General features: G+C 60.0%; 11 protein-coding genes. 5 read left to right on the forward strand and 6 right to left on the reverse strand.

All coding sequences use genetic code 11. From position 1 onward, the window contains the following. The first annotated feature begins 6 nt into the window (after positions 1–6). Positions 7–1,875, forward strand: a complete 1,869-nt coding sequence (locus AC5JBD_RS03675) for a hypothetical protein (protein ID WP_495720399.1) — start codon at positions 7–9, stop codon at positions 1,873–1,875. A gap of 26 nt (positions 1,876–1,901) precedes the next feature. Here the strand turns inward: AC5JBD_RS03675 and AC5JBD_RS03680 are convergent, their stop codons facing one another. Further along, on the reverse strand, positions 1,902–2,921 hold the full coding sequence (locus AC5JBD_RS03680; protein ID WP_495720400.1) for a glycosyltransferase family 2 protein: 1,020 nt from the start codon (positions 2,919–2,921) through the stop codon (positions 1,902–1,904). 140 nt (positions 2,922–3,061) lie between these two features. Here AC5JBD_RS03680 and AC5JBD_RS03685 point away from each other — a divergent pair, with 140 nt between their 5' ends. Further along, complete coding sequence (locus AC5JBD_RS03685) at positions 3,062–4,390, forward strand: glycosyltransferase family 87 protein (protein WP_495720401.1); 1,329 nt, start codon at positions 3,062–3,064, stop codon at positions 4,388–4,390. A gap of 39 nt (positions 4,391–4,429) precedes the next feature. Here AC5JBD_RS03685 and AC5JBD_RS03690 read toward each other — a convergent pair whose 3' ends face one another. The 3 genes from AC5JBD_RS03690 to AC5JBD_RS03700 are packed head-to-tail and all read right to left on the reverse strand — an operon-like array spanning position 4,430 to position 7,504. Next, positions 4,430–5,944 carry a glycosyltransferase family 39 protein gene (locus AC5JBD_RS03690; protein WP_495720402.1) on the reverse strand — a complete coding sequence of 505 codons (1,515 nt, stop codon included), beginning with the start codon at positions 5,942–5,944 and terminating at the stop codon, positions 4,430–4,432. Further along, entirely contained in the window at positions 5,941–6,804 is an 864-nt protein-coding gene (locus tag AC5JBD_RS03695; RefSeq protein ID WP_495720403.1) for an NAD-dependent epimerase/dehydratase family protein, read from the reverse strand. The genes AC5JBD_RS03690 and AC5JBD_RS03695 overlap by 4 nt, the downstream gene beginning before the upstream one ends. A 1-nt stretch (position 6,805) precedes the next feature. Continuing rightward, complete coding sequence (locus tag AC5JBD_RS03700) at positions 6,806–7,504, reverse strand: glycosyltransferase (protein WP_495720404.1); 699 nt, start codon at positions 7,502–7,504, stop codon at positions 6,806–6,808. A gap of 73 nt (positions 7,505–7,577) precedes the next feature. On the opposite strand from AC5JBD_RS03700, the gene AC5JBD_RS03705 reads away from it, so the two are divergent. Beyond that, complete coding sequence (locus AC5JBD_RS03705; RefSeq protein ID WP_495720405.1) at positions 7,578–8,600, forward strand: NAD-dependent epimerase/dehydratase family protein; 1,023 nt, start codon at positions 7,578–7,580, stop codon at positions 8,598–8,600. Between the two features lie 11 nt (positions 8,601–8,611). Here AC5JBD_RS03705 and AC5JBD_RS03710 read toward each other — a convergent pair whose 3' ends face one another. Beyond that, the gene (locus AC5JBD_RS03710; protein WP_495720406.1) at positions 8,612–9,118 is read right to left on the reverse strand and encodes a GtrA family protein; all 507 of its coding nucleotides are present in this window, start codon (positions 9,116–9,118) and stop codon (positions 8,612–8,614) included. 344 nt (positions 9,119–9,462) lie between these two features. On the opposite strand from AC5JBD_RS03710, the gene rfbH reads away from it, so the two are divergent. After that, positions 9,463–10,803 carry a lipopolysaccharide biosynthesis protein RfbH gene (rfbH, locus tag AC5JBD_RS03715; RefSeq protein WP_495720407.1) on the forward strand — a complete coding sequence of 447 codons (1,341 nt, stop codon included), beginning with the start codon at positions 9,463–9,465 and terminating at the stop codon, positions 10,801–10,803. Positions 10,804–10,854: 51 nt separating this feature from the next. Here rfbH and AC5JBD_RS03720 read toward each other — a convergent pair whose 3' ends face one another. Then, the gene (locus AC5JBD_RS03720; RefSeq protein ID WP_495720408.1) at positions 10,855–12,405 is read right to left on the reverse strand and encodes a hypothetical protein; all 1,551 of its coding nucleotides are present in this window, start codon (positions 12,403–12,405) and stop codon (positions 10,855–10,857) included. A gap of 274 nt (positions 12,406–12,679) precedes the next feature. Between AC5JBD_RS03720 and AC5JBD_RS03725 the strand changes: the two genes are divergently transcribed. Further along, entirely contained in the window at positions 12,680–13,714 is a 1,035-nt protein-coding gene (locus tag AC5JBD_RS03725) for a glycosyltransferase family 2 protein (protein WP_495720409.1), read from the forward strand. The last annotated feature ends 12 nt before the right edge of the window (positions 13,715–13,726 follow it).

The raw sequence follows: 13,726 nt of genomic DNA on the forward strand, positions 1-13,726 counted from the left end.
ATACCCATGACTCATGTGCTCGCCCTATTGGCGGAACGCGCTTACGCTCAGCGCCTTTTCAGCCTTTTCGTCTCCGGATTCTGCTTTCTTTTCGGTGTCTTTCTGCTTGTCTATGTTGTGTCGCCAGCGGACGGATATTGGACCTTGCATGCCGAGCTGATGCGCCAGGGCAGCAGGCTTTACTCTGACCTAGGTGTCAATCAGCAGCCGCTCTATTTCATCCTGTCGATGTGGTCGTTGGGCATTGCTCCGAACACCATATTGGGCCAGCGCATTCTCCCGGGCCTTGTGCTCCTCTGCTATGTGTATCTGACTTACCGAACATCCCGCCTAGCGCGGCTTCATCCGATGGAATCCGGACTGCTCCAGCTTGCGGTCTTCTTTACGGCGATCCACCCCGTCTTTTTCAGGTTCGACGATTATCATGCCGTGACGCACGTATGGGTGCTGACGTCGGTTTTCCTGTCAGCACGATACATTTCCGGAGCCGAACCGCTTCGGCGCTATGTTCTGTTGCAGGTGACGCTTGCGACGTTGATCTTCCTCACGCGGATCAATGACGCCTTGGCAATCGCCGCCTCGGTGGGCCTGATCGTTGTTCTCAAACAGCGGTTCTCGCGTGAACTCATGCTGGTCGGGACGGGGGCCCTGTTGCTTTCGGCCTCGATCATCGCCGTCGCGCTTCTCGTGCTCGGAGAAACGCCGACCGCCTGGGTAAACAGCACCTTGCTGGAGGCTTCGACCGCCAAGGGAGGAGAAGGAATCTGGCGCTATCCCTTCAGGCTCCTGATGAACTCGGCCGCCTATGTCGCCACGCCGACCCTTGCACCGCTTCCTTTGCTGCTTCTGCCGGCCGTTGCGGGACTTGCCTTGGCTTGGCGCAAGCGATCTGAGCCGCGGGTCTCCAATGCCCTGGTTGCGATAACCGGCCTCTACCTGATCTTTGTCCTGCGATGGGGTTACCAGTCCGACATATTCTACTCACTTACTCCTTGGGTTCTGCTCGGCATGATCGCTCTGGTCCTGGGAAGGGCGCTGCATACCGCCACCCGCAAAGTTCAGCGTGCCGATCCGCAATCCGGGATCTGGGCTCTAGGCCTGTATCCTATATTCCTGTTCATCTTCGGCAGCCTCAGTTCGGGGGGGGGATTTGGAGGCTTGGAATTCCCGCTCGCGGTGACACTCCTCCTCGTTCCGCTTGTGGCGCTCAGCTCATTATCTCCGCCCTTCAAAACAGGAGCGCGCTTCGCCTTCGCGGCGCTTTGTCTCCTGCTCGCCGCATATGCAGTGAAGGCGCGCTTCAACAATCCGTGGTCCTGGTGGAGCTATCGCGTGAGCGCACCAGCGCCTAACGTCAGCATTCGCCAGGACGATCGGCTTGGCACGCACTTCATCACGTCGGAGCTGGCAAGCTTCATCGATCCTGTCTGTGCCAAGCTCGACACCAGCAAAACCATGTGGTCGACGCCATTCTCCTTCGCCAATTACTATTGCGGCGTTCCGGCTTGGCGGGGCTATCTCCAGACATGGTACGATCTTTCAACGGCTCCCAAGATCACGCGCCTGCTGGCCGACCTGCGGCGGTCTCCGCCCGATTACGTGCTGTATCAAAAACTTGAGGGCGCGCTTCGTTTTCACGAGACGCTCTTCCATCGAGGTCAGCCGCTGCCCTATCGCAAGCTGGAAGCTTATATCGGCGAGCGTGTCAGCCGAGGCGAATGGCAAGTCATTCACGAATCCAGGGCATTCCCGGACTCACACTGGTTTCTGCTTAGAACCGATCGCTCCGGCCGTCATCTTCCGGAGGAGCGAGCGTCGCCGCGCTCGAACCATCGCCGGCTTGATCGGATGCGTGCGGGAGCAGCGAGCGGATGATCGAAACGCAGCTTGCCCGCCGGTGATCAGAAGCGTTCATTCCTTGTCTGCGGGAACACCTGTCGTGCCTCGTCGGCCGCGCCGACTAGCGCCGGTCGGTCGAAGTTCAGCCGCTCGCTCTCGATTACATGCGGGCGCCTTTGCACCTGCGTATGGATTGCGCCCACATATTCGCCGATCATGCCGATGAAGAAGAGCTGCACCGACATGAAGAAGAAGAAGCCAATCAGGATGGGGGCGGTGCCCATCGCGAACTGGCTCCAGTAGAACAGCTTGGCGAACGTGTACGCGATCGCGATCAGGAGACTGACCGCGGAGAGGAGGAAGCCGATCATGGTCGCGAGGCGAAGCGGCACTTTCGAATGGTTGGTGATGCCAAGCATGGCCATGTCGTAAAGGGTCAGGAAGTTGTTCTTCGTGATCCCGCGCTTGCGCCGCGGCTGGGTGAACTCGATCACCGCCGCCTCGTAGCCGAGGTCGGCGATTAACCCGCGGAAATAGGGGTAAGGGTCGTCGACGCGGCGCAGCTGCGCAATCACGGCCTGATCGTACAAGCCGAACCCGGTGAAATTGGTGACCAGCTTGATGTCGGAAAGGCTGCCGCTCAGCCCATAATAAAGTCTACGGACGGCGAACATGGCAGCGGATTCGTGGGACTTCGTCTTGACGCCCATCACGACCTTATGGCCGTCTTCCCACTTGCGCACGAAGTCAGGGATCATCTCCGGCGGGTCCTGCAGGTCGGAGGCCATGCTGATCACCGCATCGCCCACGCCCTGCAGAAGGCCGTAATAGGGCGAGCGGATGTGGCCGAAATTACGGGTGTTGAGGATCACCTTAATCTTCGGGTCCTCAGCCGCCATTGTCCGAAGCAGATCTTGGGTGCCGTCGGTCGAGGCGTTGTCGATCAGGATATGCTCATAATCATAGTCGCGCAGACCATCGAACACCGCCCGGATCCGGCTCGCCAGCTCGCGGACATTCTCCACCTCGTTATAGCAAGGGGTTACAACAGAAATCAGCTTCTTCGACATGACGGTGCGCATGGCACGCTCCCGCCCGACTTTGAAGCCGAAACTGCGTAGCGTCACGACTTGCGCAACACCAGACGGCGGGATGGGCGGGGCTTGCCGCTCTCGCGGTGATATTGCTTGACCTACTCGCCTTAGCGGCATGGAAGGGTGCCATGAAATCTGCTTCATGCGGACGCTGCCCAGGCCGCGCTCATCGCCTAAGGCAGCGGCTTCGTGGAGCGGTGCGCTGCGGCCTCTCGTCAACCGAGCGCATGTCGAATGTTCAACTCGTCGGGTGGAAAGAAGCAGGAATGGATAGAGTTGCCAAGGTAAAGCTGATTTGCGTCCTTCTCGTAGGCGGGCTGGCACTCTCCATCCTGTATCATTGGATCTTGGGCAGCGTGCTGGGGTTCAACTATCCACTCAATACCTTCCTCTTCAGACCGAAGCACAATTTTAGCGACTTCGTCGATATCTTTCTCCCCGTGCAGGCGGGTTCGCCGCTCGGAAGCAATCTGGCTGTCTACTTTCCCTTTTCCTATGCCCTTTTGTATCCGCTTGTCGGATTGGAGCCTTGGAATGCGCTACGCATCACTCTCTTCGTCTTTGCTGTGGTCACGTTCTACTTCTTCTGGTGCAAGCTGCGATTTCTAGACGAACGCCCGCGGGTCCTTGCTACCATCATCATGGCGTTCGGCACATATGGCTTCCTGTTCTGTTTCACGCGAGCGAACCTGGAGATGCTCACCTTCTGCTTTGTCCTCGGGTTCCTCGCTCTCTTCGAGCGCGGTGCCTATCGCTGGTCGGCGTTGCCCCTCGCCTGCGCCATAGCGATGAAATTCTACCCTGGGGTCTTCGGGGTTCTCCTGCTGAAGAGGCGGCAATATGTCGCCGCGGCTGTGACCGCAGTGGCGACGCTGCTTCTCACAGTTGGAGCGTCTGCCACGTTCCCAGGCGGGGTCGCTGGCACATTCGCGCTGCTCAGCAGCAATCTGGAACATTTCCGGCAGGAATATATCCTCAGTGCAAATACCATCCAGTTCAGCTCCAACTACTTCGCAGTGATAAAGCTCATTCTACACGAAACAGGGATGAATGTTGCTCGCTTAGCTGAGCTCGTGCGCACGCCTTACATCATTGCGTCCATGATGCTATTTGTCGGAATTCTCTATTATATATTCAGATATGAGGAAGTGCTTTGGAAGCAAATGTGTCTTCTTTCGATCCTGGCAATAATCATTCCGGAAGTGTCCTTTGACTACAAGCTGATCCACCTGCTCGCGCCGCTTGCCTTGTTCGTCTCGGCGCCGCCGGCGGCGCGCAGCGAAGACCGGCTTTACGCGATCCTGTTCGGGCTGGTCCTCATTCCCAAGGCATATCTTTCGAGGGGCGACGAAGTCACGATCAACGTCCTGCTCAATCCAATCCTGATGACGATCATCATGGCTCACATCGTCTGGACGGGGATCCGGGCTCATCGAAACGCAGTGGCGGCGGGCTAAGCTTCTCCGACGAACTCGCCGTCCGATCCGCGACCTTTTTCAGGAAGATAGGACGGGTGGCCTCGCGCAAGCAGTCACGTGAATGTCGATGTCGTAAGCGGGGCCGCCATATTCGATGCAGCGCCAATGCGGATCTGACGCTGAGAGCTTCATTTGTCGCCCGACCAGGATGGTGCCAACCGTCTGCCGTGCCGCGCTGCCGGCAGAAGCAGCGGCGAGCAAAGCGGAACGAAGCTGCTCATCTGATCCTTGGACCGCCAGCGCGCCTCGTTGGATAGGAATACCGGCCCGATCGAAGTAAAAGCTCCCCACCCTCGCGAGCAGCGGCTTGTGGTGACCTAGCACAGAAACATTGTCCCACAGGAAGATGACACGTTCAACATCCTGTTGCTGCAGATATGCCGATGCCTCCTCCCAACTATAGCCTCTGCGGAAGGCCGATGGTTCTTCGATGAGAGCGGCGCCGAGCCGGGCAATTCCGCAGGTCAGCAGATAGCCCAGCAGGAGAACCGGCAACAGGGGAGAGCGTCGGCCGAGCACGGCGATCGTCAGTGCCATGCCGAGCAGGACGCCGGGCATGTAGGCGAACAGGTAACGGGCAGAAAAGCTGGGCTTGATGTGTCCCAGGACGAAAACGATCAGCACGGCAACGACACTGGTGGAGACCGCCAGCACGTCAACGCAGCGATAGGGCAAGGGATTGCTTCCCTTCGCGGCGCGGAGCAAGCCACTGCCAATTGCGAGAGCCAGGATCCCCAAAAGGGGCGCTCCGAACCATCCGAGCCCAAGCAACAGATCGACCAAGCCTCCGACCGCACTTCGCGGATCGAGAAGCTTGTACCAAGAAACCTTCGCGGATCCGACATTTTGCGGAAGGTGTGCACCGATGAAAGCGGCTACTGGAGCGAATGGGAGAAAGGCTGGCCAGACCCGAACGGCCTTGCACCGATGAACGGCAAGGAAGCTCAAGCCCTGCAAAGCCACCAGAACCAAGGCGTGATAATGTGTTAGGATCGCCACGCCCGATATCAACGACCAAGGCAGCACTGATCCCATAATCGGCCGCTCGACCATACGGATGAACAGGATGGTCTGACCGCAACTCAGCAGGAATAGCAGCGTGTAGCTCCGGGCTTCCGCCGCGTAGGAGACGCTTGGAAACCAGAGCGCGAGCAGGATCGCCCACGTCCAGCGCACCGCCTTGTCGTGATGCCCTCGCCACAAAACCAGAACAGGGGCTGCGGCCGCGAAAGCAAGGCTTGGGATACGCAGTGCGATATTACTGGGTCCGGCAAGTTTCTCCCATGCCCACATCAGCGAGTAATAGACCGGTCCCCCCACCTCATTGAAAAGATCCTCAACCAAGAGCGGGAAGCTCCGGCCGATCGCGATCGCCCCGGTGAAGGTCTCATCGAGCCAAAGGGGCTCCGTGTAGTTTTGTGAGAGGCGAAGAAGGAGACCCACCACTAAGGATGAGATGACCAACAATCGCAGCGCCAGCGGCTGCCGTCCGTCGCCATCATCGGCATCGTCGAAACTGTGAAGGAGCGTCAAGCCTGCTCCGCAAACTGCCGGCGCCGCGCTGCGAGGGCATCCATGGTGGCCCGCAATCCCTCGTCGAGCGAGTATCGCGGTGTCCAGCCCAAGGCGCGCAGCGGCGCGATTTTAGCCTTCAGAACAGGTGGTTCAAACGGATTGCACGGCTTTGCTCCAAACCGGATATCAGCGGCTGATCCAGCCAGGCTTTGGATCCGGGAGATAAGCTCCCGCAACGAGGTCGAACGGCCACTGCCAACCTCCACCGGTACCCCGCGGGCAAGTGATTCGGGATGGGCGGATATCGCCGCAAGTGCTTCCACAACATCGGCCACGAAGATGAAGTCGCGACTGTTGCGGCAGTCGGATACCTCCACGCTCTTCCCCGCGAGCATCCTCGACACTGCGTAGCCGACGATCTCCGTTATCTCGGCTCCGGGACCGTACATGTTGTGGAGGTGGATGTTAAGGAACCGCCTCCCGGTCCGCTGTTCCAGATAGTTCAGGGACTGCTCGAGCAGTTTCTTGCTCAGCGCGTAATTGGAGTAGGAGCACGGAAGCGCGGTCGACACGTTGATTACCACCTCGGCCTCGATTTGCTCGAGAAGCGCGAGCGGATACAGAAGGTTGGGCTGCATCAGTTCCGTCAGCGACGTCCCGCCTCTTCCATAGTCGACAACCAGGTTGAGAATGCGGTCAAACCGGGTCTCTGCCGCCTCATCCGCGGACACGATCCGAACCGACGATGACGCTTCTTGAATTTTTCGGGCGGCGGCTTGAGAGCGCGCGACCGCGAAGATCCGGAAGTCGCCGGCAAGCGATCGGAGGAGGTGCTGGCCCAGGAAGCCGCTTCCGCCGAGAAACAATACCTTCCTCATGTCAGCGTCCGAGCCTTAACCGTACCAGCGTCACGCTGTAGCTGAATACGAAGGTCATCAGGTTTCGTTTGGTCTGTCCGAACATGCGCTTCTTGAACGTGAAGGGCACTTCCAGGATGCTGAAGCCCGGATTGCCACGGACCAGCCGGACCAGAATCTCCTCGACGATGTCGAAGTTGTCGCAGCGCAGCTTGAGCGCACGAAGCGCATCTCCGGGATAGAGCTTGAAGCTGTTCGAGACGTCCTTGCACTTCAAGCCCAGCACTACTCTGTAGCCGATGTTCACGAACCAACTCATCAGCACCAGCACCTTGCTGTTCTCGGTGAAGCCGCCGCTCACGTAACGGGATGCGACGATCACATCGGCATTTTCGCGTTCGCGCCACAGGTCCTGCAGGAAGTGTGGCGGATGCGAGCCGTCAGCGTCCATGAAGACAATGTAACGACCGTTGGACTGACCAATCCCGGTCCGAACCGCATCACCATAAAGATTGCCGCCCGTGCGACTGATATAGCGTATGCCCTGCTCCTCGCAGAGCTCAGGAGTGCCGTCCATCGGTGTCATCGTGTCGACTACGAGGATCTCAAAGCTGCCGGTCAGCTCCTCGCAAGCGTGACGAACGCGCGGGATCAGCAGACGAAGATTCTCCTCCTCATTGAATGCTGGGAGGACGATCGAGAGTTCACAAGACACGAGCACCTCTGTTTAGATTGGCAGTGCCACGGGCAGTCGCTATGCGCTCGGCGCGATTGCGTATGGCAGTGGGAATGAAATGAAAATCCTAGTTACTGGCGGCTGCGGCTTTCTCGGTTCGAACCTCGCAAGCGAGGGACTCCGTAACGGCCATGACGTGGCTGTGTTTGACAACCTCGCTCGGCGTGGCGCCGATCGGAACCTAGCATGGCTGCGGGGGCAGGGCGCGTTCAAGTTCTACGAAGAGGATATTCGCTCCCAGGAAAGCGTCGGAAAGGCCGTTCGCGAGATCAGACCCGATGTCGTGTTCCATACCGCCGGACAGGTGGCGATGACAACGTCGGTAGCGGATCCTCGCCTTGATTTCGAGACCAACGCACTGGGGACAATCAACATATTGGAGGCCACGCGCCTCCACAGCCCCGAAAGCATCATCACGTTTTCATCCACCAACAAGGTTTACGGCGATCTGGAGAGCTATCGCTACTCCGAGACGCCAACTCGCTACGTGTGCGACGATTTCCCGCGAGGCTTTCCCGAGAGCGTGCCGCTGGATTTTCGAACCCCTTATGGGTGTTCGAAAGGCTCGGCCGACCAATATATCCGCGATTATTCGCTTACCTTCGGCCTCCGGACGATCGTCTTCCGGCACTCGACCATCTTTGGGGGGCGCCAGTTCGCGACAGCGGATCAGGGCTGGATCGGCTGGTTCGTGCAACAGGCGGTGGAGACGGCCGCCGAGCCGGATCGCACCCCATTCACGATCTCCGGCAACGGAAAGCAGGTTCGGGACGTGCTGTTCGCGCCCGATCTAGTCGACTGCTATTTCGCGGCTATTGATCATATCGACCGCACGAGCGGGGAGCCATTCAATATCGGCGGAGGCTATGCCAACAGCCTCTCGATTCTCGAGTTGTTCGATATCCTTGAACGGGAACTCGCGATTGAGTTGAGATACAAGCAGCTACCGCCGCGGCACAGTGACCAGAAGGTTTTCGTCGCCGATCTCACCAAAGCGCAAGAGCTGTTCGGTTGGCAGCCCAGGACGGACAAGACATCTGGCCTCCGCCAGATGATCGATTGGGTCCGCGAAAGCCACTGATCGCGCCGCCGTCAACCGGGACGAACCGGTGCCCGCTCGGTATCGAGTTCGCTGAATACGAAGCGCTTCAGGGCAAAGAACGTCAGCACGGCGAGCACCCCGATCACCAAAGCTTCGGCAATGAGCACCGGAACGCCGGCCGCCATCAGCGTTCGGAGCGAGCCGATGTTGAGCAGCATCTGGACGAGGTAGACCGAAATGAACCTCGGCAGGAGGCGGAAGCGCCCGTTCCCGAACACCAGGTGACCTGTGGTGCAGAAGTTGAAGAGAACCGCCACGGCGGTGGCCACAACCACTGATTCGGTGGGCGGCACACCCAACAGGTGCAGCCCAGTGAAGAGAGTATAGTAGAATAGGAAATTGAGGCTTCCCACCCCGAGGAAACGGACGAATTGCCAAAATCCTCGTTCGCGGATCAAGCGCAGCAGCGGGTTCAGCCAAGGTTGGTCGAGGCGTTCGAGCCAGCCGACGCCCGCCATCAGAATGCGTTCGAAAGTTCGGATAAGACGCTCGATCATCCGCCTTCCGAGCCCCAGGCGGGGCAGGAAATGTGGCTCATCGAGGCAGGCGAGGAGACGCAATCCGGCGCAAACCGCGTTACTGCAGTTTCGGCCCGTTCTACGTCGAGGCCGCCCGACACAATGGCAGCTTTCATGAAAAAAGGGCCTTGGAAACTCGTTCGCCGTGCCCGCTATCTGGATGGGCTTCGGCTTGCAATCCTTAACTGAACCAGACGCTTCGGATCGGTTGGAGATCGGCCGCATTCGCTGCTCATTCTCCGCCTGTGTCCATCAGGGTGTTGAGCTTGAAAGCAAAATGGTGCAACCGCCCGCTCAAGACCCCCATCGACAGAAAGAATACGATGTCCGACGGCCAGCGTTCCGCGATCATACAGCTTGCGCGTGAATATTTCGATTCACGCCCGCAAGCGGCCTTTGTTCCGGGTGAAACTTATATTCCGCCCTCGGGGAAGGTGATGGACGCGGACGATTGCGCGCACCTGATCGATGCTTCGCTGGACATGTGGCTGACTGCCGGCCGCTACGCCGACCAGTTCGAGGAGGAGCTCGCCGTCAAGTTTGGCCGCCGCTACTCGAAACTCACCGTGTCGGGCTCGGCTGCGAACCTGCTCGCCTTTGCGTGCCTTACCTCGTGGAAGCTGGGCGACAGGCGGATCAAGCCGGGCGACGAGGTCATTACCGTCGCCGCCGGCTTTCCGACCACCGTTTCGCCGATCGTGCAATATGGCTGCATACCCGTGTTCGTCGATGTCGACCTCGACACCCACAATGTCGACGTGGACCTGCTCGAGGCGGCGATTACCGACAAGACGCGTGCCGTGATGATTGCCCATTCGCTCGGCAATCCGTTCGATGTTGCCCGGGTGGCGGCACTCTGCAAGCAGCATAAGCTGTGGCTGATCGAGGATTGCTGCGATGCGTTCGGTGCCTATGTTGGCGGCCGCCATGTCGGCACCTTCGGCGATGTTGCGACGCTGAGCTTCTATCCCGCCCACCATATTACCATGGGCGAGGGCGGCGCAGTCCTGGTAGACAGCCCACATCTTGCGAAAATAGCGGAATCTTTCCGGGATTGGGGTCGCGACTGCTATTGCAAGCCCGGGATGGATAACACCTGCAACAAGCGCTTCGGATGGCGCCTGGGTCAGCTGCCGAAGGGCTACGACCATAAATATACCTACAGCCACGTCGGCTACAATCTGAAGGTCAGCGATATGCAGGCCGCGGTCGGGGTGAGCCAGCTCAAGAAGCTGGACCGCTTCGTCGAGCGCCGCCGGGAGAATTTCGCCGCCATAGAACACGCACTGCGTGCCCGTGGTCTTGATCGCTACTACCACCTGCCGGTCGCGACGCCGGGCACGGAGCCGAGCTGGTTCGGTTATCTACTGACGGTGCGCGACGGCGCGGGGGTCGATCGGAATATGCTGACTCGCATGCTCGAGGACCGCAAGGTCGGCACCCGCATGCTGTTTGCGGGCAATCTCACGAAGCAGCCGGCTTTCCAGGACGTGAACTATCGGATTCATGGGACGCTGACCAACACCGACAAGATCATGAACGACAGCTTCTGGATCGGCGTCTGGCCAGGCATTGACGAGCCCCGTATCGCCTACATGGCCGACACCCTTCTCGGCCTTACCGAAGAGCTGCTAGCCCCGGCCCGTCCACAGGTAACGGCCTAGTTCGCAGCCTCTGGTCTCCGGGCCGCGCGTCCGCCGCCGGCCCGAAGATGCTCAACGCCGCGTTTTCCATGGGCGCGACCAGCAGGCGGCGTTCGGTCGATCGACTATCGTCCGCCAAGCCTGCGGACGAATGACCTCGGGTAGGCTCGTTACCGGAGCCAAGTAGGTCGACAGGGTAGTTCTGGGCAGGCCGATCACCTGCTTCGCCGCTTCGGTCAGGGTGCAATTGACGACAGGGGTCGGCCGGAGCCGTAATGCCCGCGCGAGCTCGAATCCCGGCGTTACTACTGCCAACAAGGCTACGATGCCGACGCCAACGCGTCTGGCGCCCCCTTCGAAGTGGGTTTGCCAATGCTCAGTGAGCGCTTCGGCGAGCATGAGCGAAAGGATCATCAGCGCCGGCATCGACGCGCGCATCGTGAAGTCGATGGTGGGGCCGATGCGCAAGAAGGGTATTGCGACCAGGCACACCGCTACGAGGATTAGAGTGTCGCGTCCGAAGCTCAGCTTTGAGCGCAATGCGATCAACGGGATGAAGAAGATAATGGCTTCCAAGCCGACGAAGACGAGATACTGTCGAACCCCGAGCGGGAACAGGCCCAGGGCCACGTCGTCACCCCCCGAGGCCAAATAGAGCAGCGCCGGCGCGCTTAGAAGCGTCGTGGCCGCTGGAAAGAGCACGTCAGTGAACTTCAGCTCGCGCCGCTTCAACGCCAATATACCCGCATAGGCTGCAAAGGGCAGGGCACCTATCGTCGAGAGGGGAGACCATAAGGTCAGCAGGGGGACGGCGGCGAGCAGCGGCCCCACCCGAATACGCCCCGTCCGAAAAAGCAAAAAGAGGAGGCCGCAAACCCACCCGGCAAACGCATGCTGGGGGACCCAGAAAATCTGGGTGATATGCGATGAATATTGAAGGGCAGACCAGTTTTCGAGGTGATCTGGGATCGCTTTGATGTCCCCGCGCATCATGAGCAGCGAGACGCCGAGAATGTCGAGTCCGCTGAAGAGCGCGAACACGAGCAACGCGATCGCCATAGCACGCCGCGTCGAATAGAGGACCGAGGCTGTGGAGAACAGCAGGCCGAAGAGAATGATGTTCTGCGCAAGCAGCGTCACGTCGACGGGCAAGCCGGCCAGCTTTCGCAATGCCGAAGGCACGAGATACATGCCGAGCGGCGCGCGCAGGATCTCGGCCATTCCTCTGGAGGTATAGGCAAAGGGCCAACTCAGTTCCGCCATGTCGCGCATGACAGCATCGCGGATCTGCCAATCTACATTGGCGTAGAATAGTCGCCCCTCGCCGCCCAGCATCAGCAGGACCGCCGCAACGGCGCAGGCTAAGACGAGGCGCCCGGGAGCGATGCCAAAGCCGGGGCTGCGGACGGACTTTGCGGCCCAGAAGCAGATCAGCGCGGCCAGGACTCCACCGGTCAGGTAAAGCCACGGGCTGCTCAGACCGACGAAGATCCACAAAATCAGGTGGTCGAGCGCGCAGACGAAAAAGATGAAGGCGAGCGCATACCCCACCGACCGCGCGTTCTCCGGCGCTGGCGAGTGCACAGGTTCCGCCGGCTGCTCAGCCGCGACAGTTGCGCTCAACGATCATCCCCCTCTGACTGCCACTCTTGATGCTGTCAGCTCCGTAGGCGAGGCACGACACGGGCGCCATAGCGGTTTGGGATCGATCCGAGCGGCTCTCGAACTTCCCGGACTGGACAGGACGGCACCCGCATGCCACAGCCGCGCTGGCCGAGAAACTGCCTCTTTCCCATAGTTTGCCTTGCCCCGTTCGGGACGTTGGCCGCTGGCGAACGGGGGAGGTTGATGTTGCCCTTCAGGCTAATGAGAGCGTGGGGCGCGTGGGACGATATCAATGACTCGATTGGAACTGTGCCTGTCGGTGATCGTCCCCTGCTATAACGAGCAGGAGGTGATCGAGCATACGCATCGACGACTGGTCGATGCCCTGTCCGAAATCACCCCCGATTTCGAGATCATCTATGTGGACGACGGCAGCCGCGACCGCACCGCGGAACTTCTCCACGATATTCAGGCGGCCAGCCCTCAAGCGCGCGTGATCCGCCTCGCGCGCAACTTCGGCCACCAGATCGCCGTCACCGCCGGCGTCGAATATGCGACGGGGCAGGCGGTGGTCCTGATCGACGCGGATCTGCAGGATCCGCCTGAGGTCATCGGCGACATGGTGGCCAAGTGGCGCGAGGGCTATCATGTCGTCTATGGCCAGCGCGCGGAGCGCTCCGGAGAGACCCCGTTCAAGCTCTGGACGGCGCGGGCCTTCTATCGCTTGATCAACCGACTTTCCGAGGTGCCGATTCCACTCGACACCGGCGACTTCCGACTGATGGATCGTGCCGTCGTCGACGCGCTTCGACGCATGCCCGAGCGGCATCGCCTGCTGCGTGCGATGACGAGCTGGGTCGGGTTCCGGCAGGTCGCTCTGCCCTATTCTCGCGCCGAGCGCTTTGCCGGCGAATCGAAATATCCCCTGCGCAAGATGCTGACGCTGGCGCTCGACGGCATCGTCTCCTTTTCGGCCGTGCCGCTGAAGCTGGTCACGATGGTCGGCCTCTCCTTCTCCGCCTTGTCGCTTCTGGGCATCCTGTATGCGGTGGCTATGCGGCTCTGGAGCGACAATTGGGTGCCCGGCTGGACGATCCTCTTCATCGCCGTGATGCTGATCGGCGGTCTGCAGTTCATCTTCCTGGGCGTTCTGGGAGAGTATGTCGGCCGCATCTACAGTGAAGCCAAGGGCCGTCCGCTCTTCCTCGTCATGGAGGAGCTCGGCTTCGACGCGGCTGATCCCCCTTCGCTTACATTCGACCGGCGGCCGACCAGCCTCGCGCCGGGGCAGGTGCAGCGTCCGGCCGGCGCACCTCTGGCACGGTAGCCAACTTGACCG

Source organism: Allosphingosinicella sp. (assembly GCF_059502505.1).